Source organism: Pseudomonas sp. CFII68, assembly GCF_000416195.1.
GTDB lineage: Bacteria > Pseudomonadota > Gammaproteobacteria > Pseudomonadales > Pseudomonadaceae > Aquipseudomonas > Aquipseudomonas kilonensis.
Genome location: NZ_ATLN01000032.1, coordinates 46,131 through 63,019, shown reverse-complemented (window position 1 = coordinate 63,019; position 16,889 = coordinate 46,131). Strand labels below are relative to the sequence as shown.

Here is a 16,889-nt window from a genome sequence, read left to right as displayed (position 1 = left end):
AGCAAGCCCGCTCCCACAGGAATTTGTGGTGTGCATGGAATCACCTGTTCACCGCAAGCCCAGTGTGGGAGCGGGCTTGCTCGCGAAGGCGGCATCATCAGCGCCAACGCCCTCAACTGGCGCACAACAGGGGCACATCAAGCGAGGAACATCCCCGATACGACACGATTTCACCCATTACGACCGCCCTCGCCACACTGGCACGCCCACTGCACTGCCCCTCCCCAGCGCTTTTGCTATGGATCGAGGGGAGCCACCGATGAACACACAACTCAAACCCACCCTGGGCACCCTGCATTTATGGGGTATTGCCGTCGGCCTGGTGATTTCCGGCGAGTATTTCGGCTGGAGCTACGGCTGGGGCGTGGCCGGGACGCTGGGCTTTCTGGTGACGTCATTCATGGTCGCGGCCATGTACACCTGCTTCATTTTCAGCTTCACCGAACTGACCACCGCCATTCCCCATGCCGGCGGGCCGTTTGCCTACAGCCGTCGGGCCTTCGGCGAAAAAGGCGGGTTGATCGCCGGGCTGGCGACGCTGATCGAATTCGTCTTCGCCCCGCCAGCCATTGCCCTGGCCATCGGCGCCTACCTGAACGTGCAATTCCCGGCGCTGGATCCGAAACACGCAGCGGTCGGCGCCTATATCGTGTTCATGGGCCTGAACATCCTCGGGGTCAAGCTGGCCGCGACGTTCGAGCTGATTGTCTGCGTCTTGGCGGTAGCCGAACTGCTGGTATTCATGGGCGTCGTGGCCCCGGCGTTCAGTTTCAGCAGCTTTGCCCTGAACGGCTGGGCCGGTTCCGATGTGTTTGGCGCACCGGCCATCGCCGGCATGTTCGCCGCGATTCCCTTCGCCATCTGGTTCTTCCTGGCCATCGAAGGCGCGGCCATGGCCGCCGAAGAAGCCAAGGATCCGAAACGCACGATTCCCAAGGCTTACATCAGCGGCATCCTGACCCTGGTAATCCTGGCGATGGGCGTGATGTTCTTTGCCGGCGGCGTCGGCGACTGGCGCACCCTGTCGAACATCAACGATCCCCTGCCCCAAGCCATGAAAACCGTGGTTGGCGAAAGCTCCGGCTGGCTGCACATGCTGGTGTGGATCGGCCTGTTCGGCCTGGTGGCGAGTTTCCACGGCATCATCCTGGGCTACTCGCGCCAGTTCTTCGCCCTGGCCCGCGCCGGCTACCTGCCCGCCTCCCTGGCCAAACTGTCACGCTTCCAGACGCCGCACCGGGCCATCATCGCTGGTGGACTGATCGGCATCGCGGCGATCTACAGCGACGGCCTGATCAACCTCGGCGGCATGACCCTGACTGCGGCGATGATCACCATGGCCGTGTTCGGCGCCATCGTCATGTACATCATGAGCATGCTCAGCCTGTTCAAGTTGCGCAAAACCGAACCCAACCTGGAACGTACTTTCCGCGCACCGGGCTATCCGATCGTGCCGGGCATCGCCTTGGTGCTGGCAGTGGTGTGCCTGGTGGCAATGGCCTGGTTCAACGCGCTGATCGGGCTGATCTTCCTCGGCTTTATGGCGGTGGGTTTCATCTACTTCATCCTCACCGCACAACTGCGTGCAGACGCTCCCGCCGATGCGATGCTGACTGGGCTTTGAGGTGAAGCCGGCCGAACGGGCGTAGTATTGAACCACTGCGAACAACCTTCGCTCATAAGTGGTAGGTGCGATGGATCGGCGAAATGTTCGTCCGTCCATCGCCCCCCTCAAGGAGAACCCTATGCCCTGGTATGCCTGGTTGATTCTGATTGTTGCAATCGGCTCAATCGTGGGTGGTCTGATGATGCTGCGCGACACCGCCCACAAGGTCGAGTTGACGGACGAACAGCGCAAGCGCGTTGCCGAACGCAATGCGGAAATGGATGCGAAGGAAGCCAAGGATCGTTGACACCTAACTACTCAGCGCTTTTGTGGCGAGGGGATTTAGCGAAACGTCGCACCGCCCCGCTGGGCTGCGCAGCAGCCCCAAAACCTACAACCTGGTGTGTCTGATGAACTGGTTGGGTTTTTGAAAGGGGGCCGCTGCGCGCCCCAGCGGGGATAAATCCCCTCGCCACAACAAAGCCAGCGCCTGCTACATCACTTCTCCCAATCCGCCTTGGCGATATGCAAGCCATGCAACCCCTTGTACGCCGCACGCTCAGGCTGGCTCCAGCCCTCCAGCAATGAGCCCTCCAACCGATAGATCTCAACGCCCAGCGGGCGACAGACGCTGAGGGGATCCTGCGCATCCGGCCCCCACATCGCCAGCGACAGGTCACCACCCGGGCAGGTGGACAGGGCGCACAACAGATCAATCTCGGCAAAAAACTCCAGGTAATCGCCCTTCTGCGCCGGACAAGCCTTCATGAAGTACATGTCGTCATGATTAAGCCCCGTGCACTGGAAAATGTTCAGCACGTCGTGCACATCGAACTCCGTCAGGCCGTGAGGCAACACCGCACGGGTCAGGTTCGAATGGCAGTGATGATGGAAGTCCTCCCCCGTCAGCATCCTGTTCACATACGGATCACAGCGCGTCCCCAGTAGATCGTGCAACCGTCCACCATGCTCGTCGATACCGTAGCCAGCCAGGCTGTCATCGGTGATGGTCACCAAGGGCCGCAGGAATGGCAGGTTCGACCACAACCGATCATGGGTACTGACGTGGGCACCCTGAAGCTGACGCGTGCGCGCCGCCCACAGGCGCTCCCGCGGATCATGGGCATTCCACACGTTGAAGTCCCCCACCTGCGGGCCCACCGGCGTCGTGACGCGAAACACATGACCGGCAGGTACGTGCCAAGCGCGGCCGGTGCGGATGGGTACCTCGAACTGTTCGATCAAGGTGCGTTTGTCCTGCTGGGTGCGTATGCGGTCGTAGAAGGGTTTGTCCACTTGCAGGGCTGAACCTTTGCTGACCTGGTAGGCGGCTGGGTAGTCTTTGTGCATGGCGCGGGTCCTTGATCAGTGGTGATGAGTGGGAGTTAGCAGTTGCTCGGAATCATCGAGGTAAAGGCTCATGGCTTCGTGGGCGGCAAGCTTGTCGCCCTCGGCCAGGCAATCGTGGATGTACCGGTCACGGGCTAGCCACGGCGCCTGGAAACACGCCTCGTCGGGTGCGGAGCTAAACACTAGGCGCAGTTGTGCCATGGATCACTCACAGATAGTCATTATTTATGCCAACGGTAGAGGTTTCCAGAATGCGTCGAAAATTTGCACCCGCCGGACAGCAAAAAGGCCAGTCAATTCGACCGGCCTTCTTCAATCACAAACTCAATTCACTTCCAGCTTGTCACGGTTCCTGTCGAGAATCGCCTTGCCGATCCCCTTGACCTCCAGCAACTCCTCCACCGAAGAGAACGGCCCATTATTCTCCCGATACGCAACAATCGCCTCGGCCTTGCCCTTCCCTATCCCTGACAGCTCGCGCTGCAGCGTGGCAGCATCCGCCCCGTTTAAATCCACTTTGGCGATCTGCGTTTTGGCTGACTGCTCCACTGCTTGCGGCGTAGCGACCGACTCGAGTTTGACCACAGGGGCGGCGATAGCAGCAATCGAGGCGCTGGTGAGAAAGGCAAAAATCAGAGAGTAGAAATAGCCTGTACGCATAAGTGACGCTCCATGACATCGTTAAGAAAGAAGCAGCTTTTCCGAAGCTGCTTCTCAAACTTAGGCGATGAGGTGTCGCTGTCAAAAATGTGTACGTTACAGCGTATGTAACAATCAGGGTTCGAGACGGCGTTGCTGGTAGATCCAGTCGACAATCTCGCCGTCCGGGGCGTAGCCACTGACGGTATCGCGAAGCAACTGGCGGACCCTCGCATAATCATCGTGTTCGATGGCAACCAGCAACTCAGCCAAGCTGGCCTTGAGCACATCCCACGGCAGATGATCTTCGTTGGCGCTCATGATCATCGGATGCGAGGTCGCGACAACGTTATCGCCAATTAGCAATTCCTCGTAAAGTTTCTCGCCAGGGCGCAGGCCTGTGAATTCGACTGCAATGTCGCCATGAGGATTCTTTTCCGAACGAACACTCAAGCCAGACAGATGAATCATCTTCTCTGCCAGCTCGACAATTTTCACCGGCTCGCCCATGTCCAGCACGAACACATCGCCGCCCAAGCCCATGGAGCCCGCCTGAATCACCAACTGTGCAGCCTCGGGAATGGTCATGAAGTAACGCGTGATCTTGGGATGCGTAACGGTTAATGGGCCGCCGGACTTGATCTGCTTATGGAATAGCGGAATAACCGACCCAGACGAACCCAGGACGTTGCCGAACCTGACCATGGTGAAACGGGTTTTATTAACTCGCGAGACATTGGCCTTATCGCCGAACAGCACTGGTGCCAATTCACGGCTCAGGGCCTGCAAGGTCAGTTCTGCAAGGCGCTTGGTGCTGCCCATCACATTGGTGGGACGCACGGCCTTGTCAGTGGAGATCAGCACAAAATTCGATACACCGGCCTGCAACGCGGCTTGCGCGGTGTTCAACGTCCCGATCACGTTGTTCAGGACACCTTCGGCAATATTGTGCTCCACCATCGGCACATGCTTATAAGCGGCGGCGTGATAGACCGTGTCGACATTCCAGCTCTTCATTACATCCAGCAATTTGGCCTGATCCCGTACCGACCCCAGGATGGGCAGCAAACGAACAGACAATGATTCCCGAGCGATTCGCGGTTCAAGTTCAGACAGAATACTGTAGAGATTAAACTCACTGTGCTCGAACAGCAGCAGCGTTGTCGGTTTAAGTGACAGGATTTGTCGACAAAGTTCAGAACCGATCGAGCCACCCGCCCCGGTAACCAATACCGACTGCCCTGCGATGCAATGCTCAAGTAAGTCAGCCTGTGCAGGCACAGGATCACGCCCGAGAAGATCCGCAATATCCACTTCCTGGATGTCGTCCACCTTGACCCGGCCACTCGCCAAGTCCATGAAGCCTGGAACACTGCGCACATGCAGCGGGAAACCTTCCAGCAACGTCAATATTTCCCGCCGACGACCTCGTGACGACGAAGGAATCGCCAGTAAAATCTCCTGGGCACCGGTCGCATCGATCATCCTTTGTATATGTTCGGGTTGGTAGACCTGCAGCCCGGCAATCACCCGGTCTGCAATGCTGCGATCATCATCGATGAACGCGACCGGACGCATCACCCGCCCCATGCGTAGCGCGGCCACGAGCTGGTTACCTGCAGCACCGGCACCGTATATAGCGACTTTGGGTAAGCCGTCGTCACGGTTGGTGAAGGGCACATGCTGGGCGGCGGTGAACCAGTCACCGAGGAAATATTGCCGCATCATCAGGCGCATCCCGCCAATCATGATCAGGCTGAGCCACCAGTAATTGAAGATGATGGAGCGTGGGACCACGTTGGTGTGATTGCTGTACCAATACACGACAAGCGCCAGTAACAAGGCCGAAAGGCTGACCGCCTTACAGATGGTAATCAGCGCATCGTTACCGAAATAACGCATGACAGCACGATACATCCCGAAGCGGATGAAGATCGGAATTGCGATCATCGGAGCGGATGAAAAAAGCCAAAGGTGCGTCTCGATCGGGGCAGTCAATGCGTCGACGCCCAGCCGAACAACAAACGCCAGCCACAAAGCGAGCCATACGAGAAGGATGTCCATAGCCACCTGGATCGCGCGCTTGTGGCGTCGTGGCAGTCCCAGCAACGCTGTTCTTAATTTATCCATAAACCCTTCACGCACCTCGGTCAACTCCTAAACCCAATCCATTCCTGATAAACGCGGCTCCATCATCGACCGTTGGACAACCGATTAAACAAAAACGCGACTTTTTACCTTTAAACCAGGCCTTCTCAAGCTCGCCAGCATGAAATCAATCTGACGGCTAGCAGTACAAAGGCACGTAGGCAATGATTAAAGCTAACATTCCATTCACATTCCACAATACGACACATGCCGCCAGCGGCAACAACCAGAACATATTAATCGCCACCACCGCCAACGTCACTGGCAAATGCCGACCATATTGGCGGGAGGCAAACTGATAAGCATGGCTACGATGAGCCTCGTAGATTTTTCCGCCTCGCAGCAGGCGTCGTAATAAAGTAACGATTGCATCGACAATAAAGACACCCAGCGGATCAACCAGACCCAAAGCCACCTGGATGACACCCAAGCCGCCTGTAGCGACAACAAGCCCAGGACAATGCCGAGAAAACACTATTTCGACGCTGGTGTTGGGTCACATCATGATGATGGGCTCCTGATGGTAGGCAAGGCGCAGGATAGGCGGAGGGCGAACCCCTGAGGTTCGCCCAGGATTTTTTAGACCTAAACCACCCGAGCGATGCCCTACGCTACGCCAGGGGCATAATGAAAAGCTCTGAAGAGAAGCGCCGAGTCGTCTCTATGGACGGATTTTTCAGCGCGGAAATCATGGGCTTTCCTTGCAACGTGAAAATCCATGGCGATGAGAAGCTTCCCCGCTCGATAATAGCTCGCGAACTCCCGTTACGAATGTCCTGTATGACCAGGCCACCACCAGGAGGCGAGCTGATTGCGAACGAGCCGCTCCCATCAAGTGCGGCACCGCCTGCGTACGTGTGGACAGCTGCCTCAGTCAGCGTGACGACTGACTTAACTGATCGATTCTCGACGTCGATAAAAGCAATCTTGCCGACTCCGCGCGTGCCGTCTTGGCTCATTTGACTATATGACACTGCGACATTGTTATCTTCTACCCACCTCGTTTCATAAGGGATGGTGTCGTAAATTTGATCATCACCCAAGTTTATGGGAATCTCAATCCTCGAAAGGAAGGCATCTTCCGAAATGACTACCGACAGTCCTTCGTGACGCTTATGTTCCGACCTGTAAATGGCATATGACATCGCGCAGCGCCCATCAGACGATGATGCCAAAGGGGTCGAATATGGGAAGGTTCCTGCACCGTAGCCTGCAATCTGCAAAGGCGTAGACCAAGTCTCCCCGCCATCATCACTGGATCTTGCAACCGTCCTGCGCCACTCACCCGCGCTGCTATTCCCGATGCGCTCTTGTAGTGTATGCATGAGGATTATTCGCCCATCGGGTAGCCCCGCTACAGACGCATAAGTTGATCGTCCGGTATCCAATACACGGATATCTTCCCACTCACCAATGTCTTCAGGACGCTTAGTTCGCATACAATACAATGGAGAAGCGTGATTACTGAAGCAAGCTAGTATATGCCCCTCAAATTGTCCACTCGGAATTCTGATCAAGGCAGGCGATCCATGATCACTCGCGCCTTCGAAACGGGCCATTACATTGACTCTACGAACCAATAGGTCATCCGTTATTTCTGCGACAGAGACCTCCCCACCTGAGGTAATATAGCCGAAACAAAATCCGCCAGTAAGCTCTGCTACTGCAGGTCGGTTGTACCACAAGCTATACGCGTTCTGAATCGTAAGTGGTGCTGGTGGGTTTAATCTACGAATGAAAGGAATCGCCGAAAAAGCGGCGACCACTCCTGCAGAAATAAGAAAGTCTCTACGATTCATCGGTCGCCCATGCCCTGTTCATCAGCCCTTCTATGCCATTGGCACTTGGTATAGATGCACTTGCGAAACTGAAAATTCATTCTATTAGGATCTCGCCTTTAACGAAAATAGCTGCCGCAAGGACCGCAGGTAGCATACCATCGCGACATAGCTTTTCGATGGTTTAACTGGCATGCTCTCTGCGGTAATCACAAGAGCTATTTTCGTACAGAGTCTAGACTCGCTTGATCACGAAGATTCACAGGTTTAGAGGATGCGTAGATAGCCAACGCCGCAGGAAGCATCAAATATGTAAAATATTTCCCTACAATCAAAAGCAGTATTGATGTTGCGAGCAATGAAATAGCAATATTTGATTGGTGCGTTGAGCTTCTAAAACTATAATTCACACACCCTTGAATGAACGGAAGGAAAGCCAACAGAGCGAAGAATACCCCACCAACGATACCTGTTTCTTGCCATACCGACATTACATTATGGATGTATCCGCCCTCTTCGTATTCGCCGTACGCGCCAACTATAGGGCTATTAAATATTTTCTCCATGCCTTCGCGAGCCATTCTATCTCGCTCATTATTCGAATTATCTTCCTGCAAGTTAACCAAGGTTGCGACTCTGCTTTCTGGAATGCTAATACCACCAGTAGTCAGCATAATAGAAGACAAACCTATAACCATTGCGCCAATAATGATCGGCGTGAACTTCTTCCTACAAGAAAGAAACTCCAACAACAAGGCAAAAAAAACGTATCCGGCAAACTCACTTCTGGCGGAGTTGATGTATAGACAGGCTAACGCAACAATATGAACACCCATGCGTAGCTGTCGACTTGTTGCGGACCTAACAATAAATACTGTTGCAATGAAATAGCAAAGCGCAAACGTCTGATAGCTAGGGATCTGACCAACGTCATCGGCCATTCCACGGAGTATGAATCGGCCATCCAGGGTAAATGTAAGTATACATATAGAAGCTGCCAACCAACAAAGAAAAATAACGCGAGAGCCTTCTACCGAATGCGAGAATACTCTTTTACACAATGTAAACACCGCCAAACTTTGCAGAACTGAAACCAAATGCCAAGTCATAACACTAGAACCACCAAACACCCCATTCCAGATGACAATTGCGGTGAAAAAAAATAAAAATAGTGTATATGAAAACTCTACGAGCTCCATTCTACCCCTTCGCAGCACGTCCCAAACGCTTAACGGAAACAGTATGAGCAATGACAAAACGCAAATCACACCGAAGTATCCACCCGCAAGAGGAGGTATAATATGACTTGTAACAGCAACATAATAAAGAATGGTACCTGGAAACAACAAGGCAAACAAATATTGTGAAATCTTTAAAAGGGGCAGCTTAATAATCATTAGTTATACATGCCTGTTCGTATCCAACATATCCTGGCGAATGATACCTGTGCGCGAAGTCTAAGTCATGGCCAAGCGCCCGAACCATCCTCACACAACGCTTGCGTCAAAGTTGTTCTCTATACCCTTAGCTAACGGCCGCTCCAGCATCATAAATTGCGACCTTTGGCAAGGTCACGATTGGTAAACGGTACATGCAGACTGGCTGCAAACCAGTCGCCCAGAAAGTACTGACGCTCTATCAGACGTAGCCCGCCGATCAACATCAGGCTTAACCACCAGTAATTAAATACAATTGAACGAGGAAAAAACGCAGTATGATTGCTATGCCAATAGACGACCAATGCCAATATAAGTGATGACAGTGACACCGCTTTACAGATAGCAATAAGCGCATCATTTCCAAAATAGCGCATGACAGCGCGGTACATGCCGAAACGAATAAAAATGGGTATAGCGATGATGGGGGCTGCCAAGAATAACCAGTAGTGAGTAGACAATGGCCCATAGATTTCATCTACACCAAGACGTACGATGAACGCAAGCCAGAGGGCAAGCCAGACCAGCACCCCGTCCGTCACTACTTGGAGTGGGAGCCGCAGCATTCCCGTACGAAGCCTATCCGGCATCCACTTACTCTCCTGACTCCGCCCCAAACCAGCCCCCTTCCAATTGCATTTCATGCATTCGTCCTGCCTGGCCGGTGTAATCTGACCAAAGAAGTCGAACTTGGGTGGTATCACATGTTTTCATGCGTTAGTTATCACCCAGGATTTCATTTCCCAGCGGCGTCGTGCATGACCCTTGCCAACACTTCGCAAGTCTTGGCCATTTCGGCGTCCGTCAGCGTTGGATGAACCAAGAACATCAGACTTGTTTCTCCGAGTCGCGCTGCCACTGACAAGCTCTCCTCGGGTCGCCACGGGGTATTGTCGAAAGCCTTCTCCAGATAGACCTCTGAGCATGAACCCGAAAAGCAAGGCACGCCGCAGGCGCCGATCTCGCTAAGAATCCGGTCCCGATCCCACCCTTCTGCGAGTTGATCTAATTCTACGAAGACATAACACTTATACGCTGCATGCACGATATCGTTGGGAGTCTCAGGAACACGCAACCCCGGCAAAGCCTTGGCGCAATCCCAGATACGGCGAGCGTTAGCCAACCGCGACTGGTGCCACTGAGGCATCCGTTTCAGCTGAATCCTGCCAATCCCGCCTTGTACCTCTAGCATTCTCCAGTTGGTGCCGAAGCTCTCGTGCAGCCAACGGAATCCTGGGGCATGCTGTCGCTCATACACGGCTTCCCAGCTCTTTCCATGATCCTTGAACGACCACATCTTGAGCCAAAGTTCACGATCATTCGTCGTAACCATGCCACCTTCACCGGCAGTGGTCATTATCTTGTCCTGACAGAACGACCAAGCACCGATATGACCTATCGACCCGATCGCCTTGCCCTTGTATCGGGCCCCATGCGCCTGTGCACAGTCTTCAATTACTCGGATCCCGTGCTCGGTCGCCAGGGCCATGATGGGGTCCATATCACAAGGCCATCCGGCAAGATGAACACAGATGATGGCTTTGGTACGAGGAGACAGAACTGACTTGACGGTTGACGCATCAATATTCTGTGAGTCCGCATTTACATCCGCGAACACAGGGATGGCGCCAGCGTTAATGATGCTGGAAACAGAGGCCAAAAAGGTTCGGGAAGTCACAATCACTTCATCACCAGCGCCAATACCCAGTGCCAGAAGCGCCAAGTCGAGCGCTACCGTACCATTGGCCACTGCGACCGCATAATCAGTCTCAGCCCAATCGGCGAACTCTCGCTCAAATTGGCGGCACTCCTGCCCGGTCCAATAGTTTACCTTGTTGGACAGAATGATGTCGCGAGCGCAGTTTGCCTCCTCTTCGGAGAAAGATGGCCACGGAGAAAAGGGGGTATTCAGCATTGAACTAATCCTGATTCGTCAAACTGGCAAGAATGCAAACGGGCTTAAAACAGGGTCTACCGCCGCATCACCAAATGGATGGAATTCTATAAGACCCGCGCAGGAACGCCTACCACTATGCAGCCTCCTACAACATCAGCCACGACTGCCGCCCCCGCACCAACCAATACATCAGCGCCGAGTACTACCAGCTGCTTTACGCAAGCGCCTATTCCTACCCATGCGCGATCACCCACCTCGACCCCACCGGCAAGCCGAGCACCTGGGCTGATATGAACGGCTTCTGCCAGAACGCAATCGTGATCGACACTGCATCCGGTGTTTAAAATCCCGCCCAACCCCACGCTGGAGCCGGCATTCACTACAGCCCCTGCAAAAATCACTGTACCCGCAGCCACACTGGCGTGGCGGCTAACATGAGCTGCAGGATGAATGAGCGTCACCACAACAGCTCCTCGCTGAATGAGTGCGATAAGCTTCTGTTGGCGAATATTGTTATTGCCAATAGCGACAACAACACCCTCGAACTCACCGATACGCTCAAACAACTCGCTGCCTGTGCCCACCACCTCCCAGGGACCATTGGTGGTTCGTGAAGGCCATGCATCATCAAAGAAAACAATATCTGACCAGCCACAACACTCAGCAGTATCGGCGACTACTTTGCCATGACCACTTGCGCCAAGTATTGCAAGCTTTTTCATTCCTGGTTGCCCGTAAATTTGGACATAGTGGCTTCTCCACTAGCGCTGATACCGTCTTTTTTTACGACTTTCTTGATCGTCAGAGCGATAATTTTCAAATCTAGCCATAGGGAGCGATTCTCGACATACCACACATCTAGTTCGAATTTTTCTGGCCAGCCCAGTGTGTTACGCCCATTGATTTGGGCCCAACCCGTAACGCCTGGCCGGACCTGGTGTCGAAGGTACTGGCGCGTGTTATAGAGCGGCAGATACTCCATTAACAACGGCCTAGGCCCTACTAGACTCATCTCGCCTTTAAGCACATTCCAAAGCTCCGGTAATTCATCCAGGCTGCTGGAGCGTAGGAAGCTGCCAAATGGAGTCATCCGTAGCACATCAGGCAATGGTGCGCCATCGCGACTATATGCATCACGCATGGTACGGAATTTGACCATTTCAAAAGGCTTTCCACCACGCCCGGGACGAACCTGTCGGAATAACACTGGTCCCCCTAACCGGTGCTTGATCAGGATTGCCACGATAACTATTACCGGGGACAGAACGATCAAGCCCACCAGGGCACCGACGAAGTCAATTACTCTCTTCATCTGGTGGGCTCACATGCTTCGTCGAGGCACTGTGCCAGGTTTCTGGCAAGCTTATCGAAACCATGCTCGATTTCGACGTAGTGGCGCCCCGCACGCCCCATCTTTACCCGCTCGGCGCTTGAAAGCCTAGACACTCTGACAATCGCCTCAGCCAGCGCCTTGGGATTACCTGGCTCAACCGTATATCCGGCACCAGAATCTTCTATGGGGTTATTACCTGCATCGCAGCAAAAAAGAACTGGACGCTGGCCCGCCATGAAATCGAACAATTTGTTCGAGCTGATCCCATACTTGAACACTGGTGCATTGATTAGATTGAAAACAAAGGCATCCGCTTCCGCGGCCAGTGCCGGAATTTGCCGTTTAGGAACAGGGTCTTCGAAACTTACACGCCTAAGGCCCAACTCACTGGACAGGTTAAGCAAGTCTACCTTGCACGGCCCGTTGCCAATAATTCGCAGTTTAACATGCGACATTTCAGGATCGGCTTCGATGATTTTTTGCGCGCGCAACACATTATCGAGCCCATTGGCTGAGCCATGAGCCCCAAAGTACATCAGCGTGAACTCATCACCAACGGCCTTTTCCTCAGGGCGAGGAAAATCTTCAAGATCGACCCCGTTTGGAATCCAAACAATCTTCTTTGGATCGATTCCCATAGGGACGATGTATTCATGCGCCTTAGGCAGCAATACGACAATCCGCTTGGCACGTTTGTAGAGCCACTTTTCCAATACGCGAAGCGAACGAGCAATTATACTTTTGCGCTCTAACCGCCCCATATCGATCAGCGTTTCCGGCCATAGGTCCCGCACTTCGAATACGAAAGGCACTTTATATCGCCAAGCAAGCATGGCTCCAGCGGCTGCCGCAAAGGGATGAACGCTAGATCCAATGATGACATCAGGTTTGTTCAGTGCGGAAAGCCTGCCAGGCCTAACAACCTGCCAAGAGTATTCGAGCATGTTGCGCATCCGCGCGGTACCATTGCCCTTGTACTCAGACGTTTTTAGCCATAGAAACGGAATGCCGGCATATTCATCAAGTCTCGAGGCTTGAGAAACTTCAAGACGCTGTCGGCCAGACTGATGCTCTACACTGGCCGCAATAATCGAAGCCCTCCAACCATGAGCAGGTAAGTTCTTCGCCAGTTGATAGTGACGCGTGCCACCTGCACCACCTGGCTCTTGCGCGTAGTGGTTAAGAATCCAGACATTCTTCATGCCGAAAGATCCTCTACAAGGCGTCGTACGATCAGTTCTGCCGCATTGCCGTCACCGTAAGGCTGGACAGCTTGACCCTTAGTGCCCACCGCTGCACGAATAGCTGCTGCAACTTCTTGCGACGACTTCGGTGATACCAGGCGATTCCATCCGGATTCGACCAATTCTATCCACTCAGTTTCATCCCGTAACGTGACGCAGGGGACGCCATAGAAGAACGCCTCTTTCTGAACTCCGCCGGAGTCAGTGGCAATGAGTGCGGCATGCTTCTCGAGCTGAACCATATCCAAATAACCAACTGGGTCGATCAGGTGCAGATTCTGAGGTATATCATCCAATTGCCCACGTTTCTCCAAAACTGCTCTGGTACGTGGATGCACTGGCCACACGATCGGCAAATCGGTAGACAGGTCACGGAATGCTTCGACGATCGAGGTAAGCCGAGCCGGATCATCGGTATTTTCTGCCCGATGAACTGTCGCCAGTACAAAGCCAGCTTCTTTGAGGCCGAGTTTAGACATTACGCGCCCGCTGGCGTCAACACGTCTGCCATGGAACTTCGCGACGTCATACATGACGTCTCCGACTGGAATTATGTTGGCTCTACTTACACCTTCTTTTGTTAGATGCTCTGCCGCCGTCACGGTAGGGGTAAACATCCAACGAGAAACCCTATCGGTCAGGATACGGTTCACTTCCTCAGGCATAGCAATATTGAAAGACCGCAGCCCGGCTTCCACATGCGCGACGGGAATATGCAACTTCACGGCGGCCAACGCTCCCGCTAATGTGGAGTTGGTGTCGCCGTACACAAGTACAATATCAGGGCGCTCGAGAAGCAAAACCTTTTCAACTTCAATCAGCATCCGCCCAGTCATATCACCGTGACTACCACCATGAACATCTAGATGATAGGTCGGCGCACTCATACCCAGTTCATGGAAGAATACATCAGACATATTAAAGTCAAAATGTTGACCCGTATGAACGACAATTTCTTCGATTCCCGGCAGCGTGGAAATAAAATGAGAAACGACACTTGCCTTGATAAACTGGGGGCGCGCTCCAATTATTGTCAAAATCTTCATTTACTGCTTAACCTCTAACAAATCGGAGTAAAATAGGCAAAGCTTTTTTGCCTCGACGCCCCAGTTATATTTTTCAAGAACAGCTCGCTGGCCATTCTGACCCATCTCTTCCGCTTCCGCAGGGTGCGCGACCAGATAGTCGATTGTCCTGGCTATTTCCTGAGCGTTTAATGGGTCAACACAAACGCCACACTTACTGGAGTTAATGATATTTCGCCAGAGAGTGAAGTTAGAGGCAATCACTGGTAATCCAACAGCCATATACTCGAACATCTTTACTGGCAATGCATCCAAATAGTTCGGGGTAGGATGAAGTGTCACGAGGCCCGCCACTGAACCATCGAGTATCTCTTTAACACCTTGACGATCCAGCCATCCGAGATGGATAACCTTGCGCCATCCTGGCTCAGTCTTAACTGCCGACTCAAAGGCAGACTCAGTGAAAACGCCGCCGATTGAAAGGGATACACTGGGCGAGGCTAACCCTATCGCTTGGACGATCTCCCGAATACCGCGAATCTCTCCAAGCCCGCCAATATAAACGACTTGCGCTTTTTTATTTGACCAGTCCACCTTACCACCAGACAGCTCCCCTATAATAGGATAGTTATTGATGTCAAGTGCACGAACACCGATAGCCGAAAATTTATCGCGTATGTAGGGGGTCGCCGCCAAAACTGCATCAAGCTTTCGACATGCCCATGTTTCGTAAGCAGAGAAGACTTTCGATATAAGGACCCTTGAAACCTTATTTAAATAAGGCTTACCCAATATTTGCTTGGGAACATCTTCATGCGCGTCGAAAATCACCTTCTTTCCAAGCGCTTTCAATTTCAGCCCGGCGGGGATGAGCTCAGGATCGTGCAAATGATAGACATCAGCATTAAGTTCCGCTGCTCTTTTGCGAATGATTTTGGTCGTCTTAAATATTCTATTTAGGCGCCCCTGCAACTTCCCAACATCGATAAAAGTAACGCCTTCCTTGACCTCATCACCTTTGCCGTCCGCAACAAGAAAATATACCTCATACCCTTCTTCGACAAGAGTTCTGCATTGCTTTTGAAAGATACGAACATCGTAACGAGAGTGGACGGATGACACATGAGCAATTCTAGCCATGTTATTTATCCTTCAACTCAAGAGTAAACATTTATGCGCCGCCCCAGAATCCGCTGAACTATATTCTGAAGCTTCTTCATGCAGTTCTTGCGCGAATCCCAATTATTAAAATCAGAATAATCATGTATGGGTGCACCCATCAGCGCTTCAAATTCCGAAGTAGAGATTCGCATCTTTTTGCAAAAATACTCAATGTCATACTGCAGCTCATCAAGGTCATACAATGGTTGCGCCAATCTCTCAAGGGCCTCTTTACGAGTCAGCTGACCAGAGAGAATCATGCTGGAGTAATGCAACTTTCGCTTATCATAACCAAATTTTTTGGGGAGATAATAATTTTGGAACAGCTTCGTAAAAATAGACTCTCCATGTTTATGGGCATAGGAGCGATAGCCAATCGTATCCTGCAAATACAGTTCCGCCTTGGACTTGTCATAATTCATGTAGTTAAGCGGACGCACAGTCCGCATACCTTTGACAAACGGATACCAGAAGTAATACTCCAAGAAGCTGATGGTTTTATAATCTTGCAACGGCCGCTCACCATACTTCTTATGAATTGCCTTGAGATTGATCGCATCCATCGCACTGCCATGCCAGGTATCAGGAAACACCGCTTCAGTCGCGAGATTCCCACCACTCAAAATATATTTGATATTATTCTGCACAGCAAAACGGTACATACTGGAAAAATATGCGTGATCTTGCGGCACGTCTTGATTGGCAACGGCGGCCTTCATATAAGACAATTGCAGCTCGCGAACTTCTTCCCAGTTCATCACATGGGTATGCAGGTCATACCCGCAATACTTAATGATTTTTTCGATATTGCTGACAGCCAGCTCACTATTCCAGCCTGCATCCACATGCACCACGAGTGGGCGTAACCCGAAGTCCTTGACCTTCAGGGCTAAGTAGGAGCTGTCCACTCCGCCACTAAGGCCAATGATGCAGTCATACTCTTTGCCGGCGCCCTCTTTCTTGATCTGATCGACGATCTTCTGGAGACGCTGTTCACCACTAGCATCGGTAAACAGTTGCTTGGATTGGACATTGTCGAACTTGTGGCAGTGATTGCACACTCCCGCATCATCGAACACGATTTCAGCGTCAGATGTATCCATGACACAGCGCGAACAGACCTTCACCACTACCCACCTCCAAAACGTTTTCATCGGCCTGCCTGATTGGACAACCCAGCAGCAGACCCGATTTGTATGGCAATCAAGGCAGCGAAGAGCCTGTAAAGCCGAAGGGCTTCCAAGAGACGCTGCCTTTGAGAAAATTCATTTT

The 16,889-nt window shown here is 52.5% G+C and carries 14 protein-coding genes and 3 pseudogenes; 2 read left to right on the top strand and 15 right to left on the bottom strand.

Annotated elements, in window-relative coordinates:
- The first annotated feature begins 259 nt into the window (after window positions 1-259).
- Window positions 260-1,624: an ethanolamine permease gene (gene eat / locus CFII68_RS21045; protein ID WP_018603014.1), complete on the top strand. Its 1,365-nt coding sequence runs from the start codon at window positions 260-262 to the stop codon at window positions 1,622-1,624.
- 121 nt (window positions 1,625-1,745) lie between these two features.
- Entirely contained in the window at window positions 1,746-1,913 is a 168-nt protein-coding gene (locus tag CFII68_RS26495; RefSeq protein ID WP_014337248.1) for a DUF2897 family protein, read from the top strand.
- A 191-nt stretch (window positions 1,914-2,104) separates the two neighbouring features.
- On the opposite strand, the gene CFII68_RS21050 is transcribed toward CFII68_RS26495, so the two are convergent.
- The 15 genes and pseudogenes from CFII68_RS21050 to CFII68_RS21105 all read right to left on the bottom strand — a co-directional run bounded on the left by CFII68_RS21050 (window position 2,105) and on the right by CFII68_RS21105 (window position 16,747).
- Complete coding sequence (locus tag CFII68_RS21050) at window positions 2,105-2,956, bottom strand: DUF1989 domain-containing protein (protein ID WP_018603011.1); 852 nt, start codon at window positions 2,954-2,956, stop codon at window positions 2,105-2,107.
- Between the two features lie 15 nt (window positions 2,957-2,971).
- Window positions 2,972-3,157, bottom strand: a pseudogene (locus CFII68_RS21055) (GntR family transcriptional regulator); the annotation flags it as partial.
- Window positions 3,158-3,280: 123 nt separating this feature from the next.
- A complete protein-coding gene (locus CFII68_RS21060) occupies window positions 3,281-3,616 on the bottom strand; it encodes a helix-hairpin-helix domain-containing protein (RefSeq protein WP_018603007.1) in 336 nt (111 codons plus the stop codon).
- 114 nt (window positions 3,617-3,730) lie between these two features.
- Window positions 3,731-5,725, bottom strand: a complete 1,995-nt coding sequence (locus CFII68_RS21065; protein ID WP_033062464.1) for a nucleoside-diphosphate sugar epimerase/dehydratase — start codon at window positions 5,723-5,725, stop codon at window positions 3,731-3,733.
- A 157-nt stretch (window positions 5,726-5,882) separates the two neighbouring features.
- A pseudogene (locus CFII68_RS26490) lies at window positions 5,883-6,214 on the bottom strand (glycosyl transferase); the annotation flags it as partial.
- Between the two features lie 140 nt (window positions 6,215-6,354).
- Complete coding sequence (locus tag CFII68_RS27380; protein ID WP_156886081.1) at window positions 6,355-7,542, bottom strand: BNR-4 repeat-containing protein; 1,188 nt, start codon at window positions 7,540-7,542, stop codon at window positions 6,355-6,357.
- A gap of 197 nt (window positions 7,543-7,739) precedes the next feature.
- Window positions 7,740-8,918, bottom strand: a complete 1,179-nt coding sequence (locus CFII68_RS27375; RefSeq protein WP_033062462.1) for a hypothetical protein — start codon at window positions 8,916-8,918, stop codon at window positions 7,740-7,742.
- A gap of 136 nt (window positions 8,919-9,054) precedes the next feature.
- Window positions 9,055-9,547 (bottom strand): annotated as a pseudogene (locus CFII68_RS21075) (polysaccharide biosynthesis protein); the annotation flags it as partial.
- Between the two features lie 146 nt (window positions 9,548-9,693).
- Window positions 9,694-10,872: a DegT/DnrJ/EryC1/StrS aminotransferase family protein gene (locus CFII68_RS21080; protein ID WP_018602998.1), complete on the bottom strand. Its 1,179-nt coding sequence runs from the start codon at window positions 10,870-10,872 to the stop codon at window positions 9,694-9,696.
- An 86-nt stretch (window positions 10,873-10,958) separates the two neighbouring features.
- Entirely contained in the window at window positions 10,959-11,576 is a 618-nt protein-coding gene (locus CFII68_RS26485) for an acetyltransferase (protein WP_018602996.1), read from the bottom strand.
- Window positions 11,573-12,166, bottom strand: a complete 594-nt coding sequence (locus CFII68_RS21085; protein ID WP_018602994.1) for a sugar transferase — start codon at window positions 12,164-12,166, stop codon at window positions 11,573-11,575. Before CFII68_RS21085 ends, CFII68_RS26485 begins: the two co-directional genes overlap by 4 nt.
- The gene (locus CFII68_RS21090; RefSeq protein ID WP_018602992.1) at window positions 12,163-13,389 is read right to left on the bottom strand and encodes a glycosyltransferase family 4 protein; all 1,227 of its coding nucleotides are present in this window, start codon (window positions 13,387-13,389) and stop codon (window positions 12,163-12,165) included. Before CFII68_RS21090 ends, CFII68_RS21085 begins: the two co-directional genes overlap by 4 nt.
- Window positions 13,386-14,477, bottom strand: a complete 1,092-nt coding sequence (wecB, locus tag CFII68_RS21095; protein WP_018602990.1) for a non-hydrolyzing UDP-N-acetylglucosamine 2-epimerase — start codon at window positions 14,475-14,477, stop codon at window positions 13,386-13,388. Before wecB ends, CFII68_RS21090 begins: the two co-directional genes overlap by 4 nt.
- A complete protein-coding gene (locus tag CFII68_RS21100; protein ID WP_018602988.1) occupies window positions 14,478-15,596 on the bottom strand; it encodes a glycosyltransferase family 4 protein in 1,119 nt (372 codons plus the stop codon).
- A gap of 17 nt (window positions 15,597-15,613) precedes the next feature.
- Window positions 15,614-16,747 carry an N-acetyl sugar amidotransferase gene (locus CFII68_RS21105; protein WP_156886083.1) on the bottom strand — a complete coding sequence of 378 codons (1,134 nt, stop codon included), beginning with the start codon at window positions 16,745-16,747 and terminating at the stop codon, window positions 15,614-15,616.
- Window positions 16,748-16,889 lie beyond the last annotated feature (142 nt).

What these genes read in the sequence shown, in the direction of transcription:
- CFII68_RS21085 (WP_018602994.1), bottom strand. Translation starts at nt 12,166, where the DNA reads ATGAAGAGAGTAATTGACTTCGTCGGTGCCCTGGTGGGCTTGATCGTT.
- CFII68_RS27375 (WP_033062462.1), bottom strand. Translation starts at nt 8,918, where the DNA reads ATGATTATTAAGCTGCCCCTTTTAAAGATTTCACAATATTTGTTTGCC.
- CFII68_RS21060 (WP_018603007.1), bottom strand. Translation starts at nt 3,616, where the DNA reads ATGCGTACAGGCTATTTCTACTCTCTGATTTTTGCCTTTCTCACCAGC.
- CFII68_RS21050 (WP_018603011.1), bottom strand. Translation starts at nt 2,956, where the DNA reads ATGCACAAAGACTACCCAGCCGCCTACCAGGTCAGCAAAGGTTCAGCC.
- wecB (WP_018602990.1), bottom strand. Translation starts at nt 14,477, where the DNA reads ATGAAGATTTTGACAATAATTGGAGCGCGCCCCCAGTTTATCAAGGCA.
- eat (WP_018603014.1), top strand. Translation starts at nt 260, where the DNA reads ATGAACACACAACTCAAACCCACCCTGGGCACCCTGCATTTATGGGGT.
- CFII68_RS26495 (WP_014337248.1), top strand. Translation starts at nt 1,746, where the DNA reads ATGCCCTGGTATGCCTGGTTGATTCTGATTGTTGCAATCGGCTCAATC.
- CFII68_RS21080 (WP_018602998.1), bottom strand. Translation starts at nt 10,872, where the DNA reads ATGCTGAATACCCCCTTTTCTCCGTGGCCATCTTTCTCCGAAGAGGAG.
- CFII68_RS21090 (WP_018602992.1), bottom strand. Translation starts at nt 13,389, where the DNA reads ATGAAGAATGTCTGGATTCTTAACCACTACGCGCAAGAGCCAGGTGGT.
- CFII68_RS26485 (WP_018602996.1), bottom strand. Translation starts at nt 11,576, where the DNA reads ATGAAAAAGCTTGCAATACTTGGCGCAAGTGGTCATGGCAAAGTAGTC.
- CFII68_RS21065 (WP_033062464.1), bottom strand. Translation starts at nt 5,725, where the DNA reads ATGGATAAATTAAGAACAGCGTTGCTGGGACTGCCACGACGCCACAAG.
- CFII68_RS27380 (WP_156886081.1), bottom strand. Translation starts at nt 7,542, where the DNA reads ATGAATCGTAGAGACTTTCTTATTTCTGCAGGAGTGGTCGCCGCTTTT.
- CFII68_RS21100 (WP_018602988.1), bottom strand. Translation starts at nt 15,596, where the DNA reads ATGGCTAGAATTGCTCATGTGTCATCCGTCCACTCTCGTTACGATGTT.